We start from the raw sequence: 18,266 nt of genomic DNA on the forward strand, positions 1-18,266 counted from the left end.
CGAGTATAAAATGGCGTATCACATGCCCTGCAGGAGGCAAGAATGGACTATCAGCTATTTTATTATGAGGACACAAATTTATCGGCCGAGGCGCGCTGGTTTCTATGGCAGTGGGAATGCTATATAGGATTGTACGAACCTATCGAGGGTACAGTCAAAGCTGTGCTGTCCCACTTGAAGATGCCGCTTCGGCAGGGGCAAAAGACCCTGCTTGAGCTTAAAAATGCTGGTGTTGTCTATGCCGCCCCTATAACAAGAGGCAGGGGACGACCGAGCTATCGATACAGCATTGCGCAGACGCTGCTTTCAACCTTACAAGGCCTACCTAACGAAGCCCCCCTCTCAACAGAACATATCGAGCACATCAGCCAATATGATCCACTTCCTGTCGGAGGACCGGCCAGAGAAGTGGATCAGGGCATAGCGAATGTTGGAGCATGTTCAGTAGACCACAAAGCAATAACACCCACTTCACTGACACCACAAGAAAGCGATGAGGAGCAAAAAAAAGTACCACTGTCAGTCAGACAGCCAAATTTGCACCATAGCCATCAACGTAAAGAACAACTAACGCGAACCAATCGCTGGTTACTATTAGTACTATTGGCGCGCTCAGATATGCCAGGTATCGTGACAGACCTGAGCAGCATAAAATTGCAACGTATTTTAGGAATGTCGACTAATCAGCTTACGAGCCAACTCAGAAAACTCCAAAAACTCGGTGTCATGGCACATTATCAGCCAGGTCAAGCAGGCAAGCTATTGGGCAAGCGCATGACTTCAATCTACCAGCTAGACCTTTCACATCCATTACTCGGGCATTCAGATAAGGTATCAACATCGCTTTACTATCCTTTATCACGCACTCATATTGCTACTGAGCTAAATTACGGCATAATTGACGCACTAATGGCTTATGGTGTCAGCTTGATACACATGGAAAAATTGTCTTATAAAGCTGAAATAATTAAAGCAGAAATATCACATAAGGTGCAGGACAGAAAAGCAAACTCACCACTTTTTTTGTCAGACAATTTAAAATCACTAAAAAAACTTTCAGAAAGCTTTAATGAGAGCCAAAAGGCTCTATCATACGCTGAAGATATTCTACCGGCACTGCATCATCTTTCCCCAACGATCAAATCATTTGTGCAAAACTGTAATACACTCAAATTGGATTGGTTGCGCGTCCATATCCATAATGAAGCTATGCAAATGCTATCAAAACAATGGTTGTACTTATGGGATGGTGACACCTTGCCAAAAACTCCCAATGCAGAAAAACACCCAGAAGCAGCATTGCGGCATGAGCTTGCACGTCGTTTAGCAAGTAACTTTCATCGTCAGCTAAGAGAGCATTCTGAAAAGCATCACGATATCGAGCTTGAGTCTTTAAACTACACATTAACACCTATCTATATCTCAGGAAGTAATCAGGAGCAGCCTTTAGCCTTAGTATTACGATGCTTTTCCCTAAGCACTAATGGCATTGGTTATTTACCAGATACCATTATACACGGCACATCAATACTATTTAGCTTGAGGAAGTATTGGAAACAGCACTATCCAAGGGTCATATCAACACCAACCCACTGATGACTCATAGAGAGGTGCCATGAAAATACTGCACCGAATTAACAATTTTCTATGGCTTTTTATAAAAATAATAATTGATCAGGTCATGAGTAATTTTTTGAAAATGTCTAATCGCTAAGACATGGAAGAGACTTACGAAGTCCAGTGTGCTGCATGACACCAAAGCCGCTCTCCAATTAAAAAATACTCACCTGCCTCATCTCATGAACGAATAACAGGAGTTCGTCATGAGCAACCGATTAATCCGCATCAAAGACGTCATGGATCGCACTGGGCTGGCTAGATCGACGGTCTACAAGTACATCAGCCTGAGGCAGTTCCCTCAGCCAATCAAGCTGGGCACTCGGGCCGTTGCCTGGGTCGAGCGTGAAGTGGAAGCCTGGATCTGCGAAAGCATCGAGCGCAGAGATGAAGCAGTGCTGAAGTAACTCTACCTTTTTCCTCATTTAATTGAAGAGTGATTATTCGCTGACGGCGGCTCACTCCCACCAGCAACCATCAGTACCTATCGGTCACTACCCATTCCCAAGAACCTTGTTTAATTATTATTAGTTAAATCAAAGGGTAATGGGAGGGGCATCAAGCCCCGTACCTGAGTAGCGAGCGTAAAGGTAGCCATCCACACGTATCCGTCTCAATGAATCCAGCCTCCGCTGGAGGCTTCGTCGTGCCTGACATACATGCTCATGCCTACGAAGGCATGGGTCGATCTCACTATCGAGGTAATTCAAATGCTTCAACGACACCCATCAAACGCTAATTTGTGCTTGAACGCTGCTCCTACCTTCAACGGGCTTGCTCTCCAAGTAAAACATCTCCCAATGGCCGATGAATACCTTCAGGCCCTTTACAATACAATGCACAAGGCTCTCGCTGACTACCCTCGCGTGCTAGCCTTCAGGGTCGATCCTGTCATTCCCACAACGATAAGCGAACGGATGAGGCCGGAGGATCACAAAGGCCTTATCGCAAGGTTCACCGCTTCCTTTAAAGCGATTATCAAACATGATCGTGAGAGTAAACGCCAAGCTGGCTGGGTGCCTGACACTAAGGTGCGATACGTGTGGTGCCGCGAGGTTGGCCTTAACGGCAAGCCGCACTATCACTTCTTCTTCCTACTAAATCGTGACGCGTATCACATGCCAGGTAAGGCAGGCTCTCAAAACGAGAACCTTATCAGCCGGGTGTCACGTGCTTGGTACAGCGCGCTGGGAATCACGTGGAACCCTCAAGAGCCATGGGTACACGTACCTGCTAACCCGTACTACTGGATCGACCGAGGTGACCTGTCTAGCTTTGAGCAGGCTTTCACACGCGCTTCGTATCTCTGCAAAGCGAATACAAAGCAGTACGGGCTAGGTGTACGAGCGTTTGGAACCAGTCGTCACTGAAGGCCTCATTATGATCATTGAGCAAAGCTGCTAAGCAGCGCTTTGCCCACATGCCCCCACACCGCTAAACTCGGCTCACTATTTTGTGGGGGCTAGGTATCCGCCATGCCCACGGTTACTGCCATACATGGAATCATCAATGAGCCACACTGTTACGCTGGTACAAGCGCCAAGCCGAACAAAAAATAAAAGAGAAAGTAACGCGTTTTGCCCCCGCTGTGGGGGTATCGCCCATGGGCGTCGGCATTCGCACGTTTAAATCACGCTGGGGCAGCTGCACCGCCAAAGGCAAGCTGGAGTTTAACTGGCAGATCATGATGGCCCCCAACCGCATGGTGGATTACGTGGTAATGCACGAGCTTTGCCACCTGATTCGCCACGACCACTCCCCAAAGTTTTGGAATGAGCTTGAGCGAGTGATGCCGGACTATCAGCTGTGCCGTGAGTGGTTGAGGGAAAATGCGGAAAGGGTGCGGCTTTGATGCTATCTATTTTTTTATTTATCAAGTACTTACACCGAATATAGGCAAGCTTATGATCTAAGGTCTTCTATCGACTGCGCCATATCCTCAGCCAAAGCATGCACTGATGCGCTGCATACATCGCGTTGGGCAAACGCCCGCAATCCCATGACATCCGCTTGAAAGCGGCGGCCCAATCTTGCGGGATCGTATTGGGTGTCTAGTTCTCCTAGTTGTTGTGCAGCCGTAAATTGCTGAGTGAAGCAGTTCTCCATGCCTGTGAGTAACTCGTTTGCTTTCTGACGTGCTGCGTGCTCACGCTCTCCTAGCTCCAGCACGCTTTTGACGAGCAAACAGGCTCGACAAGAGAGCTCTTGTTCAGAAAGCTTGCCCAGTTGACGAAGGTAGGCCGCTAATCCTAACAGCGGAGAATCATATCCGCTGAGAGTGCGCTGAAGCTCACGTAGTGCCATTCGTGCATAGCGCTCTAGTGACTCCTGAAAAAGGGCATCTTTGCTCCCAAAGGCAGCATAAATACTGCCTGGACGCATATCGAGGGCTTTTTCCAGGTCTTTGAGTGAGGTGGCGTGAAACCCTTTGCGCCAAAAAAGTTGTAACGCACGTTCCAATGAGTCTTGTCGGTTATGCAGGGTAGCGCGAGGCATCAGTATGTCCAGCGGGTGAAAAAGTAAGCATATCAATTTGAGCGATCACTCAATTTTATCTTGAGCAATCGCTCAAGTACAGCTACAGTCTTGCTCGATGAAGGCCTTACCCATTGCGTCTTTTTTTGAGCGATCACTCAAAATCATGCTACTGCCTATGGCAAGACATCTTTTTTGTTGAGTTAAGTAAAGGAGTCGTTACATGACCGATTTTACGCTTCACGATAAGCAGAGCGCCCCACAACCCAGCCAAAAGCTATTGGATACATCGATTCAAGCATTCGGCATGATTCCTGGCTTACACGCCGTTATGGCTGAAGCGCCGGGGCTATTGGAGGGATATCAAAAGTTGCACCAGCTAGCACTGGATAGCAGTTTTAATAAGGAAGAAATTACCGTGGTTTGGCAGACCATCAATGTTGAACATGCCTGTCACTACTGCGTTCCTGCACATACGGGCATTGCGAAATCCATGAATGTGGACGATGCCATCACTGAGGCGCTGCGAAACGAGACTCCGCTCCCCACAGAGCGTTTGGAAGCGCTGCGTAATTTTACGCTTTCCGTAGTGCGTGGTCGTGGCAATGTAGATGAAAATGACGTACAGGCCTTCCTTGCGGCTGGCTTTACAAGACGTCACATTCTTGAGGTCGTACTTGTTACAGCGCAGAAAGTCATGAGCAACTATACCAACCATCTAGCCGACACGCCGGTTGATGAACCCTTCAAAAAATTTGAGTGGCATAAGGCTAATTAATAAATGTATCGCGAGAAGCGGCGCTCCAGCGTCGCTTCTTGTTTTTGGAATAAGGTTATTTAATAGTGGCGACACTATTCAAGATCTTGAATACAAGAAAAAAGGCTCCTGCTGGAGCCAATAAAAGGGAACAAGCCAGAAAGAATTAGGCCTTCCATGGTGGGGTGACATCCTTGTCTAGAGGCTTCATGCCATAACATAGATTAATCTAGACGATATTTTGCGCCGCATCAAATTAGACATCCATTGTTTAGCCTGTGCTGTCGCTTCTTCTCTAAAGGGTCGTCTGATCTATTACGCTCCTTACTCGCCCTGCTGTCATCGTCTTCCAGTGCTCAATCGCACAAGTAACCATATCCATCGGCGAGTGCCGGATCTAGCCTTCCTTGAGCATCTGTTAATACTTTAGCTAATTCAGCACTTTTTCAACTGTTATGATGGCTAGACTCCTTCATAAGACATAGGCGATACGCGATCGCGTGGAACCTTCGCCTGTTAGGTACCGTTCATGACATCGATATCGAATAACACCATCGCTCCAAGACGTCGCGTACAGAACTCGCTCCTGCGCATGATCACAATCCCCTTCGCGACGCTACGTGGACGCTTGGTTGTGGGGGCCGTGGTGCTGTGGGGTCTGCTTTGCCTAATCGTACTTGCGTTTGGCTGGCAGGCGGGCAAGTTCCTGGTGAATGAAACCAACCACCAGCATCTGCGCTACGAGGCAGAGCTCATTAGCCACTCCATCACGCGTCAGGTGAATGAGCGTTTCAGCGAACTGGAGCGTTTGGCAGAGAGGATGTCGCTTCCCAGGCAAGGAGCTCTACTCGAACAGCACGCGTACACGATGGAGCCTCTCTTTGAAGCGCTGATAGCCTTTGATCTAAGCAGCGATGTCGTAGATGAATGGCCTGCCGACGGGGGGCGGAGCGGTAACAACTTTGCTGATCGTGAATACGCTCGGTTTATGCATGCGTTCAAAATGCCTTATGTCAGCGCCCCCCTGGTTGGACGCATTACTAACACGCCGCTAGTCCTGATGCTGGTTCCCCTCCACGATGACGCGGGTCGCTACACAGGTTTTCTAGGTGGCTTGGTTGACCTTAGGCAAAGCCAGCTGTTTAACAGCTTTGATCAGCTCCGCTTAGGTGATGGCGGCTACGTGACGATTACAACAGCGTCTGGCCAACGTATTTACGCTCCGTATCAGCAAGAAGCCATTGTCACACTACCTGACACCATTTCACCCGACTTGGAGCAGGCGTTAGATGGTTGGGAAGGCGAGAGTGTGGGACGGTCTTTGGCTGGCGAATCCCAACTGGTCGCCTATCGGCAAATATGGCCTGCGAACTGGATCGTAGGCGTACATCTGCCGCAAACCCAAGCCGAAGCCCCGCTGGTGGCGGGCATGAAGCAAATTACTATTTACGTCTGGGGCGTACTCGTACTGATTTTACCCTTGGTGTGGGGAGTGATTTGGTTAGCTTTACGCCCGTTGGCGCATCTCGCTCGGCAGATTCAAGAACTTCAAGACGGGCACCGCGCTGTGCTGACTATCCCCACCACGATGAAGGAGCTGCGCCGCGTTATAGATGTGATTAACAGTACCGAAGCTGCACGCCAAGCAAGCTTGCACGACTTAGCGGAGAGGGAGGCCTTGCTGAGAGGAACCTTATCCGCGTCGCCTCAAGGTACGTTCGTGACGAACCCTCGCGGTCAACTGACCTTTATCAACGACGCGCTGCACGAGATCTTAGGTGAGGAAACACCCCGCAACCTGCAAGACTGGAGCGACCGCATTCATCACGATGACCGCCCAGAGGTAAGAACCGCTTGGTTACGTAGCCTCGTTAAACAAACGGATTTTGCGCGTCAGTTTCGCTTCTTGAATACCGATGGAGAGATGTACTGGTTAGATGTGCAAACAGCGGCTGTGCGTGTCGATGATCAGTTTATTGGCACCGTGGGTACGGTACGCGATATCACTCAACACCATCACGACTATGCTCAGAAGCGCTGGGAAGCAGAGCATGATCCTCTTACCCATCTACTCAATCGTCGCGGGCTGACGAGGCATCTTGAAGAGTTGCTGATGCAGTGGCAGTCCAAAGACAAACCGACCGCCGTCATGCTGTTTGATTTAGATCGTTTCAAGCCAGTCAACGATCAAGGAGGCCATGCGTTAGGCGATCAGATGCTTCAACAGATTGCGCGTATCGTACAGAGCGAGATTCGCAGCAGTGACTATGCCGCCCGCCAGGGGGGAGATGAATTTGCCGTGTTACTGCCGGGCTGTACGCCCGCACGGGCGCTCACCATCGCCGAATCTCTGCGTGCCAGTATTGCCGCTAGCTTTATCGAAGCGGAGGGTCATCAATGGCAAGTCACCGCCAGTATCGGGGTCAGCCATTTCCGCCCAGAGGATACGACGATCGACGATGTGCTCAACCGCGCTGACGCTGCGAGCTATCGCGCAAAGCAAAGCGGACGAAACAGAGTCGAGGAAGATGTTAATGTATAGCAGGCAAACTCAATCTTTATTTCAAAGCCGATAGAGAAAGCAATTTAACAAACAATAAAGTTCCCACTCTTAGGATCGGCGGGGCCGCAGATCGCTCAGTTAAGCGCCGTGCGGCCCCCACCCACGTTATGAGATCAGGCCATGTTGACGACCACTCTTCCCCTGACCTTACCTGCAAGCAGGTCTTCTGCGACGCCAATGGCTTGCGTTAGATCGATGGGCCGAGTAATCGCTTCCAATTGATGAGGGCTCAGTAGCTCTCCTAAGCGACGCCAAGCCTCGACACGGTGAGCCAACGGCCTCATGACGCTATCGATACCCACGAGCGTGACACCGCGTAAAATGAAGGGGGCAACGCTGGTGGGTAAATCCATCCCCTGCGCGAGTCCACAGCACGCCACGGTGCCGCCATATTTGGTGGAAGCCAGCACGTTGGCAAGGGTGTGGCTGCCCACAGAGTCAATGGCCCCCGCCCACCGCTCTTTGGCCAGTGGGCGTCCGGGATCGGAGAGCTCACGACGGTCTATGACATTCTCAGCTCCCAGCTCGACAAGATAGGGTGCTTCCTCTTGACGCCCCGTAGAGGCAACGACGCGATAGCCTAAGCGAGCCAGCAGCGTAATCGCGTAGCTGCCCACGCCGCCGCTCGCGCCGGTGACCAAAATTTCTCCTTGGTCAGGCGTAACGCCGCGCTCTTCCAGTGCCATGACCGCTAGCATTGCTGTATAGCCTGCTGTGCCAATGGCCATCGACTGATAAGGCGTAAACGCTGACGGCTGTGGAATGAGCCAGCGGCTGTCTAAGCGCGCCTTCTCGGCCAATCCCCCCCAATGCTTTTCGCCTACGCCCCAGCCGTTAAGCAGCACCGTATCCCCTGGCTTGAAGTCAGGCGAGGCGGAATGCTCGACGACCCCTGATAGATCAATGCCGGGCACCATAGGAAACTGCTTCACCACCGGCCCTTTGCCTGTAATGGCCAAAGCGTCTTTGTAGTTAAGCGTACTGCAATGCACGCTGACAGTAACGTCGCCTTCAGGTAACGATGCTTCGTCCAGCGAGGTAATGGCTACCTGCTGCTTACCCTCTGCCTTATCGATCAGCAATGCTTTGAACATGTTGCACCTCTTTTATAGACGGTCGTCTATTAAGTGATAAAAAAATTACGGAGATATTCCGTCTAAAAACGTATCCAGAAAGATATCGAGTGGGCGCGTTTGCGCTTCAAGCCGCGCACGCATGACAGCACCTTCCCAGCCAATCCAAAAAGCCTCAGCGAGTCGATCGCAATCTGCTGAAGAAATGATGTCGCCCAGTCGTTGGGCTTCACGTAAACATACCGCTAGTCGCTGTTGCCAGTCGGTCAATATCGATTGCAGGCATGTACGATAGCCCTCGGGAAGACCATTCACTTCTTGACCCAAGTTGCCGACCAAACAGCCGCGCTGAAAATCGTGACGCTGCATGCCTTCCTTGGCATCTGCTACGAAAGCTTTGATACGCAACAACGGTGGTAGCGTGTCGTTGAGCAAATGACGATCCAATTTTTTGGCAAAGTAGGCGCCGTAATGCTCTAAAACGGCGTAACCAAATGCCTCTTTACTGGAAAAGTAGTAATAGAAAGACCCTTTAGGAACGCCGACGCGCTTGAGGATGCCATCGATGCCCGCATTGGCAAACCCCTGCTCCGTCAGCACTTCGGTCCCGCTTCTAATCAACGCAGCACGCGTATCCACATGATGATGTGGATGCTTAGGAGGGCGGCCACGCCGCTTGATGGGAGAGGTATGATTCATAAGAAGAAATATAGACTGTCCGTCTATAAAATAAAACCCATGAGTCAATCTTTGATTTGATAATTGAGTAGGCATCGCTAAAGAAAACGAAGTCACGTTCACAGCTATTAATGAGAAAGTGTGCAAAATGCTTAAAAAACAGATGCACAAAAAGTGCGATGCTATCGCATGGCCAGTTGTGACCCCATCTATTCTCCACTAAGATCAACCTATCCCCCCTGGGGGGATATGTGGCGTCGCAATGCTCGGTAGTGCATACGCTGAATATAGTCTTCTTTCCTTAGGTACGCCCTTCATGCATCACCACCGCCTTGACCAATGGCAACACGACCATACGTTTGGTCAGGACCATAAACGCTCCGGTGAGTCGCGGACGCTCATTGTGGTCGGGCTGACCCTGGCCATGATGGTGTGGGAAATTACGGCGGGGGTGATATACGGATCAATGGCGCTGCTGGCCGATGGGTTGCACATGGGCTCTCATGCGGTGGCACTGGGCATTGCCGCCTTCGCGTATGCCTATGCCCGGAAGCAGGCTACAAGTGATCGGTTCTCGTTTGGCACCGGAAAGGTCAACGCGTTGGGCGGGTTTACAGGCGCGATACTGCTGGCCGTATTCGCCCTGTACATGGTGATAGAAAGCGTGGGCCGCTTTATTGAACCTGTTGAGATCTCGTTTAATGGCGCTATTTTTGTCGCGTTTATAGGTTTGGTAGTCAACGGTATTTCTGCCTGGATATTAGGCGAGGCCGATCATGACCACCATCATGGGCACGATCACGATCATGACCACAGCCATCATCATGACCATAATCGTCGTGCCGCTTACCTGCATGTATTGGCGGATGCACTGACATCAGTGCTCGCGATTGTGGCGTTGCTGGCGGGTAAGTATGCGGGGTGGGGATGGATGGATCCTGCCATGGGGATTGTAGGCGCTATCTTGGTTACCCGCTGGTCATGGCAGTTGCTAAAAGAGACATCGACGGTATTACTGGATCATCAGCATCAATCGATGGAAAACGCCATCAAACAGGCCGTTGAGAACGAAGATGCCTGTGTTACTGATCTTCATGTGTGGTCGATTGGCCCCAATATTTATGCCGCTATCGTCTCCATCGTGGCCCATGAACCCGAGTCGCCCTCGGCTTACAAACGCCATATCCAGGCCCATTGTTCTTCTCTCGTTCACATCACCGTTGAGATATTGCCCTGTGAGGAAGAGCAGAACGCTAGCATAACGTTAGCTCCTCACAGATAACGCGCAATCGCTTTGAAATCGTCGACATGGTGTTGCTGTTCCGGAGAGAGCGGCCTAAGGGCGTCATCCAGACAGTGCTCAATATGGTCATGGATCAATACGCGCTTAGCCTGTTGGACGGCTTTCTCGACCGCGTGGAGCTGCTGCGCGATGTCGAGGCAGTGGCGACCCTCTTCCATCATGTGCGTCACGCTTTGTAGATGGCCGCGAGCGCGATTTAGCCGCTTGATGATATCGGGATGCGACTGGTGGGTATGCGGTGTCATGTTCTTTTCCTTTTCATTGTTTCTATCCCCCTAGGGGGGATGTTAATCTATTGGTATCATGCTGCCAACGCTCGCTTTAAAGCAGCATGTATTGTTCGATTGTCACTTTCACTCTGGTTGTTTTTTCCATGCTCCATCGGCTTCGCCACCGTCTTGGCTATCTGATGTTTTTACTAGTGTTCTTGCCTAGCTTGGTCATTACCAGCATTGGCGAGGCGCAAGCGCATGGGGCGGCGAGCATAGTCAGCGACCATACGAGTGATCTCAGTGGCCATGGGCATACCCATGGCCACATGCATGAAGACGGTCACCAATTCCCCCATGAGAGTGGCAGTCACTTCCACGAACAAGCAGACCGGTTGGGGGCGAGCATTGCCATTGCACCCAACGTCCGTCATGCCCAGCGGCTAGGCGAACGCCGCGGTTCCCCTCAGCGTCGTGTCTATCGCTTGGAGCGTCCTCCACGGCCAGTCGTCGCGTGATGACTGGGGCCATCTATCCGATGGCCAATACTAATGATAGACCCGTGGAGGTTGCATGTTTCCATCCCAAGTAAGGGGTGCGCTCGGCTTGCCTATGATGGCCCGACGCCACGCCTTAGCCTTTCTAACCCTGCTGTTAATGCTACTGGGAGCCAGTGGCGAGGCGCTTGCTCACGCGGTGGCTGAAGGTGACAAGGGCTATATCCAAGAGATCTATGGCGTTCATCTGATCTCGTTTATGTATCTCGGTGCCAAGCACATGGTAACGGGGTATGACCACATCCTGTTTTTGTTAGGGGTCATCTTTTTCCTCTACCGAATGCAGCATATCGCTATTTACGTCAGCCTCTTTGCCATCGGTCACTCGACAACGATGCTGTTAGGGGTGTACTTCAATATCGGCATCAATAGCTACCTAATTGACGCCATCATCGGACTCTCCGTTGTCTACAAGGCGCTCGATAACATCGGGGCGTATCAGCGCTGGTTCGGCTTTCAGCCCAATACCAAGGTCGCCACACTGGTGTTCGGTCTGTTTCACGGCTTTGGCCTGTCGAGCAAGATCATTGAGTACGATATCTCGTCCGATGGTCTCGTCCCTAACCTCCTGGCATTCAACGTAGGCGTCGAGATCGGCCAGCTACTAGCGTTGAGCGCCATTCTCATTGTGATGGGCTTCTGGCGACGCACGACGGGCTTCTTACGCCACGCGTATACCGCCAACGTCGCCATGATGTGTGCTGGTTTTATGCTGGTGGGTTATCAACTCACCAGCTATTTCATTGCCTAATTAAGGGATTCCCCGATGTATAACACTGATCTTCCAACCCGTGCCGAACTGCCGTCAACGGGTAAGTTACTTCGCTCGACGCTGATGGCAGCCGTCATTGCCGTCGTTTTGTTGATCACCGTCGTACTGCCTGCGGAGTATGCCATTGACCCCACCGGCGCTGGGCGTTTGTTGGGGCTGACTGAGATGGGCGAAATCAAGACCCAGTTGGCTGAGGAAGCCGAGCTTGACCAGGCCAACGATCAAGCCATGGCCCAACAGGCGTCTCAACCCTCGGCATCTCAAGAGATCGTCAGTGATCGCCAGCCTGCGCCGGTAAACGATGCTGTTGCTCAGACTGCGACGTCCGAGGCAGAGATAGCTCTCCAAACAGCCAATTCAGCCTCAGCTAGTGATCCCGTAGCACCTTCACTCGAAGATTCTGACAGGGTGATGACCGATGCCAGCATGGCACTGGCGGAGGCATTAGCGACGGAGGAAGCTGCTTCACAGACGGCGCAAGCGGAAGAAGCGTCCCCGTGGAGCGATGAGGTGAGCTTTACCCTGACGCCAGGAGAAGGCACGGAGTACAAACTCACCATGCAAGAAGGGGCGGTGGCGACGTTTGCTTGGGTATCCGAAGGTGGCCCCGTCAACTTTGACACACACGGTGATGGCAATGGGAACTCCATCAGCTACGAGAAAGGACGTGGCGTGCCCGAAGATGAAGGTGAGCTTGAAGCTGCTTTCACCGGCAATCACGGCTGGTTCTTCCGCAACCGTAATGACAACGATGTGACCATTGTTTTGCGTGTGGGAGGTGATTACGGCGAGTTAGTGAAAGCCCTGTAACGGATTAGCCCCTAGCACTCTTTGGAGTATTAGGGGCATTCTTTGCACCAGCATCATTAAATGCTCGGCATCGCTATTTATTTATTGTTATACCGCTTGGTAATAAATTAACTTAAAAATTATTAAATGAGATAGTGGGCTAGGTTATCAGAAGTATTTAGACATATATGCGAAAGATATTAAGATCAGCTTTTGGCCGATATCTGCAGTCAGCCATGAATTGGCCTCTCACTCCTCGGGGGCAAAACTACGCTCTACATCGTGGGCACTGATAATATTGGCAATGCGGCCTAAGCGGTCAGTTCACTTACGAGGCGCCCCACTTCAGGAAGTATCACAGGCGTTGCTCAGCACGTGGGGACGATTTATTTGGCTATTCACTCATTCAAAGCGCTTAGGTTTTATGCGCGGATATAAGCCCAGCCTTTTGCTTGGAGTTCAGCAAGTGTAACCACTGCCGCCGCTACCTCAGTGAGGGCACGGGTATTGTCGAGTCCTTGTGCCACAAGGGAGTTGCGGCATAGCCTTAGCATTGTGTCGGTTTTGTCAGGAGTGGTCAGGGCGGCGGCAACAGCGCTAGCATTAGCGACAATCAGTACCTCAGCATCTGGCCGGGCCTTTTGCAAGTTGACGGCATTACGGCGGGCGCGAATCAAGGCCTCAGCCGTGGGTGCGTGAAGCAGCACGTGAAGGGGCGGCATGGTTATCTCCGAGAAAAAACGCGTGATCAGTGGTTGCCGATAATCGTTTCGACACGCTGCACAAGAGGTGCGAATTCGGGTTGGTCACGGCGATCATCAAGAGGCATGTCGACTTCAAGAGTCTCAACCACCCGTGCTGGCTGATCCATCTCGCCATTACCTAGTACCATCACCCGGTCGGCAAGCAGGACGGCTTCCTCTATATCGTGAGTGATAAAGACAATGGCGGCTTCGGTACGTCGACGTAGCTCAACCAACTCCTGTTGAAGTCGGCGCCGAGTGATGGCGTCAAGCGCAGAGAAGGGCTCGTCCATGAACAGCACCCTGGGCTGAACAGCAAGCGCCCGGGCAATGCCGACCCGCTGTTGCTGGCCACCCGAGAGCGTATGGGGCCAGCGTTCAGCGAATTCATCAAGCCCCACTAGCGCCAGAGGCTCCAAAGCGCGGCGGCGGCGCTCGGCTTTAGAAAGCGAAAGGCCCTCCAAGCCTAATTCCACGTTACCCCGTACTCTGCGCCAAGGAAAAAGCCTTGGTGCCTGAAAAACCATTGACCAGGCGCGAGTGTCTGGTGTGATGGCTTCGGGTATCTCTACTCGTCCCGATTGTGGGGCAAGCAATCCAGCCAATGCTCGCAGTAGGGTCGACTTTCCAACCCCTGAAGCACCCACAACGGCCACGAACTCCTGAGGGTGCAGTGTCAGATCAACACCGGCCAAGACGGTGGTATCGTCAAAACCTAGGCTGACGTTTCGTGCGCTGAGCACCGGGTGCATCGTCATGCTAGTGTCGGTCATGATTGCCACCTTAGTAATCTGCGCTGCACTACCATGAACAGGAAGTCGAAGGTTGCGTAAAGGGCGGCAATGGTCAGCATGTAAACCACCACGATATCAGTCGCCAGCAGGCTAGAAGCCTCCATCATGCGCTGGCCAATACCAGGGATGCCGAACAGCTCAGCGGCCACCACGGTCATCCAACCCTGACCGAGTCCGGCACGCAGACCGCTGAGAATACCTGGGGCCGCCGCAGGCAAGCTGACCTTGGTCAACCGAGCCAGAAAACGCTGCTGACCAAAGGCGCGTGCCACTTCGTCATAGCCAGGATCAATCGAGTGCACAGCGCTGTAGCTGGCGAAGTAATTGATCCAGAAAACGCCAATGCTGATGATGAAGGCGGCTGCAGAAGGATTTATGCCGAACCAAATGATGGCGAAAGGAATCCATGCCAGCGGCGGAATGGGGCGTAGTAATCTAGCAAGCCAAGCATGCGCAGCATTAAACCTGGGCAGCAGCGCAGCGGATATGCCCACGGCAATGCCTAAAGTCGAACCAAGTAACACGCCCACGCTGTAGTGGCTAAGGCTTGAGCGCACTACGTCAAACCAGATGCCATCGAGCAGTTCAAGCCACAGTACACCGGGAATGGATGACGGCAATGGCACCAAGCTGCCGGGCAACAGACCACTTCGCAGCGAAAGTTCCCAGAAAAGCAGAAAGCCGGTCAGCCCCAGTACACTATAGAGAGTGCGTTGGGCGCGTGTCATGCCTACCATCATTTGCTGTCACGTTCCGCGATGACGGCGTCATACAAGGACGTATCAAACAGGGCGTCGAGATCCACAGGCTCATTTAAAGAGCCTTGTTCGATCTGAAAGTCATGCATCCGCCGAGTGCCCTCGCGAATGGCGTGAGGATCACTACCGTAATTAGATGAGGGAGAGGCGAGCGCCATTTCTACAGTTTCCAGAGGAATCAATCGCTTGCCGACGAATTCGCGGACATGGGGTGCTGCACTGTTGGGATTTTCAACGAGCATCTCGGTGGCTCGTACATGCAGTGCCATTAACGCCTGCATAGCCTCAGGATGGTCCGCCAGCGCGGCTTCACGAGCAGCCAATACCGCCCCCGGCTGGCCTGGAAGCATGGCATCGGCGCGGGCCACCACGCGGGCCTGATTGTCACGTTGCTGCACGGTGGTGAGAATGGGCTCCAAAATAGAGGCGGCATCTACGGCACCCGCGAGCAGTGCCTGTTGGACGCGGTCGGCACCCATGGCGACGATCTCAACGGCTTCCAAACCCACACCTAACTGTTCGATCAACCAATAGCGCAGCACGGTATCCGGCACCGAGCCTTGAGGGAACGTGGCGATCTTGGGCTTGCGGCCCTCTGCGGCGGTGAAGCTGGCAATAGCCTGCGCACCATCATCTCCAGCGCGTTCAAAATGGCCAGCCTGTTCGCCACGCGCCACCAGACCGATCTGCTCCTGAATGCTAGAGGCGAGAACCTTGATGGGGACGCCGTTAGCCCGGGCTACCATCGCCGGGCCGATACCGAAATACATAACGTCAAGCTCGCCAGAGGCCAACGCTTGAACCATGGCTGGGCCGCTCGAAAAGCGTGTTAGCTCCAATTCCAGTCCCGCCTCCTCGGTCCAACCCTCTCCTTCCATCACAAACAGTTGGGCGACCGGTAATATCGGCATGTAGCCAACTTCCAGGGTAGTGAGGTGATCATCAGCCTGGCTGGTGGTGCCAACAAATATCGCCGTTAGCATTGCCAAGGGGCGAAGGAAACGGGGCATGGCGATCTCTCCATTGGAAAATGAGTGACCATGTATCCTATACGATTGCCGCATATAACCAAAATGGTTGTATACGACAAATTCATATACTCATATATTCTTTAAATCCAAGCACGGGATGGTGTCTGTAAGACAATGAATGTGCGGCTTCTCAGAACATTCCTGCTCGTGCTCATGTTCCAGCGAGGTCATGGAGCGATACCGACGTGGACTTAAATGTACAAGGTATCAGCCGGATAGTGGGCTCTTAGTTAACGTCGTTGCTGACAGTGATGGCGTTCGTTTAGCCGTGGCAATAGCTGACTGCTCTTGACCGTTTACCGAATAAGAGCGCACATATTGCATTGCTTGGACTATCACCAGCCGGCCAGCGCTGCTGTCACCATAGGCCTTGGTGAGCGTTGCAGCACCTTGCTGACTGGCCAGAATGAAATGGGAAATTGCCTCAAGGTCAGCTTCCTCGCTAAGCTCACCCCGTTGCTGACTCTGATGCAACGCATCACGTAAACGAGAGTCGAGTGCCCGGAAACACTGCCCGACAGCAGCACGGGTGGTCTCATCATTGTCATGTAGGCCAGCCGCCAAAGTGCCTATCGGACAGCCACGATAACACTGCTCGACTTCCAACTGATCAATGGCGGACAGAAGCCACCGCTCCAGCGTATCGAGGCTATCTAGTTCGTGATCTTCCATAGACGCAAAGAGGCGGTGCTCCCACCAAACGACGACCTCGCAAACGAGTGCACCTTTATTGCGGAAATGCTGGTAAAACTGGCTCTTGCCTGCACCGGCCTGACGCAGTATCTGCTCCAGACCGGTACCATCGACGCCCTGAGCGTGGAAGAGCTCAGCTGCCGACTCTACGATGCGTCGTCGAGTGGCTTCGCCCTTAGCCTTGCGGCCGTGGCCTTGCTGATTATCGACCGACATCAAGAGTTGCCGAGACATTATGTTGCTCCCGCCAAGCGTCCTCATTAGACAAGTTCGCACGTGGCATCAACATAGCGAAGTCCAATGCCGTCAGCGAACGGTTGTTGCGTACCCTGTGTGGCCAGTCGTGATTAGCCAAGGCCGCCTTGCCGATAGCCACAAAGTCGGCCCCTCCCTGAGCGATAATTGCCTCGGCTGCCTGAGGAGCCCCCAATTCACCGTTGGCAATCACTGGGATATCAATCAGTTCGCTGGCCAGTGCCGCCAGGCTCTTGTCTGTCCCTTCAAAGGCCGGTGTGAGGGCGTCAAGCTCGGAGAAATGCAAGTAATCGAGCCCCTCGGCTTCTAAGGTGGTCATGATGATGGCGGCCTCCTCACGGCCCGCCCAACGATAGTTCGAGTCGGTCACCTTGATTTGCGACAGACGCATACCCACTAGAAAATCACTGCCCACTGCTTTACGCACAGCCCGTATCACCGCGATAGGAAAGGCCAGCCGCCTTTCGAGGCTGCCACCCCAGGCGTCATCACGGTGATTGAAATACTCAGAGATGAACTGATCGATCAGGTAACCGTTGGCTCCGTGGAGCTCGACGCCGTCGAATCCAGCCGCTTGGGCCCGCTGTGCAGCCGCCGCAAAACCGGCGATGGCCTCCTGAATGTCCGCCTCACTCATTGGGCGGGGTGTTGGGTAGGGGCCTTCCCCTCCGTAAAATCCAAGCATTTCACCCTTTGGTGCTACTGCAGAGGGAGCTGCCGTGTCCTCGACGAATCGGTTGCCTTGGGTTTGGGCACCACCGTGCATTAGCTGTGCCACGAACTTTGCCCCTTCCGTCTTAACAGACTCGACAATCGGCTGCCAAGCCTCCTGCTGGGCTAGATTGGCTAAACCAGGCTGGTAGTCATACCCCTGGCTAAAGCGCTCATCAGTATAGATTCCTTCGCTGATCAGCAGGCTAAAACCGCCGCAGGCATAATCACGATAGTAATCCCGCATACGCTCAGTGGGACGACCATCGGCTTCAGCGCTTGTGCGGGTCATAGGGGCCAGGATGAGACGGTTGGTCAGATTGAGACCAGATAGCACGCCGGGTTTAAACAGATTTGGATATTGCGAAACGTTAGCCATACATTCATCTCTCAAAAAAGTACCAATCAGTACAATCTAAGAGTTTTTTAAGGTAAGGGACAATCGAAAACACCTATCGACCTGATAAGCTGGTTAGATAACAACGACT

At 52.4% G+C, this 18,266-nt stretch carries 19 protein-coding genes; 9 read left to right on the forward strand and 10 right to left on the reverse strand.

Annotation, left to right across the window (positions count from 1 at the left end):
* The first annotated feature begins 42 nt into the window (after positions 1-42).
* The 3 genes from MHM85_RS17425 (at position 43) to MHM85_RS17435 (ending at position 3,469) form a co-directional block, all read left to right on the forward strand.
* A complete protein-coding gene (locus tag MHM85_RS17425; RefSeq protein ID WP_239286510.1) occupies positions 43-1,596 on the forward strand; it encodes a hypothetical protein in 1,554 nt (517 codons plus the stop codon).
* A gap of 227 nt (positions 1,597-1,823) precedes the next feature.
* Positions 1,824-2,024 (forward strand): AlpA family transcriptional regulator, encoded by a 201-nt coding sequence (locus MHM85_RS17430; protein WP_239286511.1) that lies wholly within the window; start codon positions 1,824-1,826, stop codon positions 2,022-2,024.
* A gap of 1,112 nt (positions 2,025-3,136) precedes the next feature.
* Positions 3,137-3,469, forward strand: a complete 333-nt coding sequence (locus MHM85_RS17435) for a M48 family metallopeptidase (protein WP_275443598.1) — start codon at positions 3,137-3,139, stop codon at positions 3,467-3,469.
* A 50-nt stretch (positions 3,470-3,519) separates the two neighbouring features.
* Here the strand turns inward: MHM85_RS17435 and MHM85_RS17440 are convergent, their stop codons facing one another.
* The gene (locus MHM85_RS17440; RefSeq protein WP_239286512.1) at positions 3,520-4,113 is read right to left on the reverse strand and encodes a TetR/AcrR family transcriptional regulator; all 594 of its coding nucleotides are present in this window, start codon (positions 4,111-4,113) and stop codon (positions 3,520-3,522) included.
* Between the two features lie 202 nt (positions 4,114-4,315).
* On the opposite strand from MHM85_RS17440, the gene MHM85_RS17445 reads away from it, so the two are divergent.
* A complete protein-coding gene (locus MHM85_RS17445; protein ID WP_239286513.1) occupies positions 4,316-4,870 on the forward strand; it encodes a carboxymuconolactone decarboxylase family protein in 555 nt (184 codons plus the stop codon).
* Between the two features lie 508 nt (positions 4,871-5,378).
* Positions 5,379-7,391, forward strand: coding sequence for a diguanylate cyclase (locus tag MHM85_RS17450; RefSeq protein ID WP_239286514.1), 2,013 nt, complete (start codon positions 5,379-5,381; stop codon positions 7,389-7,391).
* A gap of 134 nt (positions 7,392-7,525) precedes the next feature.
* Here MHM85_RS17450 and MHM85_RS17455 read toward each other — a convergent pair whose 3' ends face one another.
* Together MHM85_RS17455 and MHM85_RS17460 are read right to left on the reverse strand one after the other, a co-directional pair.
* Positions 7,526-8,506: an MDR family oxidoreductase gene (locus tag MHM85_RS17455; RefSeq protein WP_239286515.1), complete on the reverse strand. Its 981-nt coding sequence runs from the start codon at positions 8,504-8,506 to the stop codon at positions 7,526-7,528.
* A gap of 45 nt (positions 8,507-8,551) precedes the next feature.
* Positions 8,552-9,280 (reverse strand): TetR/AcrR family transcriptional regulator, encoded by a 729-nt coding sequence (locus MHM85_RS17460; RefSeq protein WP_239286516.1) that lies wholly within the window; start codon positions 9,278-9,280, stop codon positions 8,552-8,554.
* Between the two features lie 199 nt (positions 9,281-9,479).
* Here MHM85_RS17460 and dmeF point away from each other — a divergent pair, with 199 nt between their 5' ends.
* Positions 9,480-10,445: a CDF family Co(II)/Ni(II) efflux transporter DmeF gene (gene dmeF / locus MHM85_RS17465; protein ID WP_239286517.1), complete on the forward strand. Its 966-nt coding sequence runs from the start codon at positions 9,480-9,482 to the stop codon at positions 10,443-10,445.
* On the opposite strand, the gene MHM85_RS17470 is transcribed toward dmeF, so the two are convergent.
* Entirely contained in the window at positions 10,436-10,711 is a 276-nt protein-coding gene (locus tag MHM85_RS17470) for a metal-sensing transcriptional repressor (RefSeq protein WP_085919469.1), read from the reverse strand. The genes dmeF and MHM85_RS17470 overlap by 10 nt on opposite strands.
* 128 nt (positions 10,712-10,839) lie before the next feature.
* On the opposite strand from MHM85_RS17470, the gene MHM85_RS17475 reads away from it, so the two are divergent.
* From MHM85_RS17475 to MHM85_RS17485, 3 genes are read left to right on the forward strand one after another with little or no spacing between them, the layout of a single operon-like run.
* Positions 10,840-11,193 carry a hypothetical protein gene (locus tag MHM85_RS17475; protein ID WP_239286518.1) on the forward strand — a complete coding sequence of 118 codons (354 nt, stop codon included), beginning with the start codon at positions 10,840-10,842 and terminating at the stop codon, positions 11,191-11,193.
* A gap of 55 nt (positions 11,194-11,248) precedes the next feature.
* On the forward strand, positions 11,249-11,983 hold the full coding sequence (locus MHM85_RS17480) for a HupE/UreJ family protein (protein ID WP_239286519.1): 735 nt from the start codon (positions 11,249-11,251) through the stop codon (positions 11,981-11,983).
* Positions 11,984-11,998: 15 nt separating this feature from the next.
* Positions 11,999-12,814 carry a hypothetical protein gene (locus MHM85_RS17485; protein WP_239286520.1) on the forward strand — a complete coding sequence of 272 codons (816 nt, stop codon included), beginning with the start codon at positions 11,999-12,001 and terminating at the stop codon, positions 12,812-12,814.
* A gap of 401 nt (positions 12,815-13,215) precedes the next feature.
* Here MHM85_RS17485 and MHM85_RS17490 read toward each other — a convergent pair whose 3' ends face one another.
* The 6 genes from MHM85_RS17490 to MHM85_RS17515 form a co-directional block, all read right to left on the reverse strand.
* Positions 13,216-13,515, reverse strand: a complete 300-nt coding sequence (locus MHM85_RS17490) for a hypothetical protein (protein ID WP_239286521.1) — start codon at positions 13,513-13,515, stop codon at positions 13,216-13,218.
* 26 nt (positions 13,516-13,541) lie between these two features.
* Complete coding sequence (locus MHM85_RS17495) at positions 13,542-14,309, reverse strand: ABC transporter ATP-binding protein (RefSeq protein ID WP_239286522.1); 768 nt, start codon at positions 14,307-14,309, stop codon at positions 13,542-13,544.
* Complete coding sequence (locus MHM85_RS17500) at positions 14,306-15,058, reverse strand: ABC transporter permease (RefSeq protein ID WP_074211392.1); 753 nt, start codon at positions 15,056-15,058, stop codon at positions 14,306-14,308. Before MHM85_RS17500 ends, MHM85_RS17495 begins: the two co-directional genes overlap by 4 nt.
* 8 nt (positions 15,059-15,066) lie before the next feature.
* Positions 15,067-16,098: an ABC transporter substrate-binding protein gene (locus tag MHM85_RS17505; protein WP_239286523.1), complete on the reverse strand. Its 1,032-nt coding sequence runs from the start codon at positions 16,096-16,098 to the stop codon at positions 15,067-15,069.
* Positions 16,099-16,326: 228 nt separating this feature from the next.
* Positions 16,327-17,046: a TetR/AcrR family transcriptional regulator gene (locus MHM85_RS17510; protein ID WP_239286524.1), complete on the reverse strand. Its 720-nt coding sequence runs from the start codon at positions 17,044-17,046 to the stop codon at positions 16,327-16,329.
* On the reverse strand, positions 17,015-18,157 hold the full coding sequence (locus MHM85_RS17515; RefSeq protein WP_239286525.1) for an NADH:flavin oxidoreductase: 1,143 nt from the start codon (positions 18,155-18,157) through the stop codon (positions 17,015-17,017). Before MHM85_RS17515 ends, MHM85_RS17510 begins: the two co-directional genes overlap by 32 nt.
* Positions 18,158-18,266: the final 109 nt, after the last annotated feature.

Origin of the sequence: Halomonas sp. McD50-4 (assembly GCF_022348135.1) — a bacterium.
Classification (GTDB): domain Bacteria; phylum Pseudomonadota; class Gammaproteobacteria; order Pseudomonadales; family Halomonadaceae; genus Vreelandella; species Vreelandella piezotolerans.

Coding starts and splice junctions, on each gene's coding strand:
- MHM85_RS17425 (WP_239286510.1), top strand. CDS start 43: ATGGACTATCAGCTATTTTATTATGAGGACACAAATTTATCGGCCGAG.
- MHM85_RS17430 (WP_239286511.1), top strand. CDS start 1,824: ATGAGCAACCGATTAATCCGCATCAAAGACGTCATGGATCGCACTGGG.
- MHM85_RS17440 (WP_239286512.1), bottom strand. CDS start 4,113: ATGCCTCGCGCTACCCTGCATAACCGACAAGACTCATTGGAACGTGCG.
- MHM85_RS17445 (WP_239286513.1), top strand. CDS start 4,316: ATGACCGATTTTACGCTTCACGATAAGCAGAGCGCCCCACAACCCAGC.
- MHM85_RS17450 (WP_239286514.1), top strand. CDS start 5,379: ATGACATCGATATCGAATAACACCATCGCTCCAAGACGTCGCGTACAG.
- MHM85_RS17455 (WP_239286515.1), bottom strand. CDS start 8,506: ATGTTCAAAGCATTGCTGATCGATAAGGCAGAGGGTAAGCAGCAGGTA.
- dmeF (WP_239286517.1), top strand. CDS start 9,480: ATGCATCACCACCGCCTTGACCAATGGCAACACGACCATACGTTTGGT.
- MHM85_RS17470 (WP_085919469.1), bottom strand. CDS start 10,711: ATGACACCGCATACCCACCAGTCGCATCCCGATATCATCAAGCGGCTA.
- MHM85_RS17475 (WP_239286518.1), top strand. CDS start 10,840: ATGCTCCATCGGCTTCGCCACCGTCTTGGCTATCTGATGTTTTTACTA.
- MHM85_RS17480 (WP_239286519.1), top strand. CDS start 11,249: ATGTTTCCATCCCAAGTAAGGGGTGCGCTCGGCTTGCCTATGATGGCC.
- MHM85_RS17485 (WP_239286520.1), top strand. CDS start 11,999: ATGTATAACACTGATCTTCCAACCCGTGCCGAACTGCCGTCAACGGGT.
- MHM85_RS17490 (WP_239286521.1), bottom strand. CDS start 13,515: ATGCCGCCCCTTCACGTGCTGCTTCACGCACCCACGGCTGAGGCCTTG.
- MHM85_RS17495 (WP_239286522.1), bottom strand. CDS start 14,309: ATGACCGACACTAGCATGACGATGCACCCGGTGCTCAGCGCACGAAAC.
- MHM85_RS17500 (WP_074211392.1), bottom strand. CDS start 15,058: ATGACACGCGCCCAACGCACTCTCTATAGTGTACTGGGGCTGACCGGC.
- MHM85_RS17505 (WP_239286523.1), bottom strand. CDS start 16,098: ATGCCCCGTTTCCTTCGCCCCTTGGCAATGCTAACGGCGATATTTGTT.
- MHM85_RS17510 (WP_239286524.1), bottom strand. CDS start 17,046: ATGTCTCGGCAACTCTTGATGTCGGTCGATAATCAGCAAGGCCACGGC.
- MHM85_RS17515 (WP_239286525.1), bottom strand. CDS start 18,157: ATGGCTAACGTTTCGCAATATCCAAATCTGTTTAAACCCGGCGTGCTA.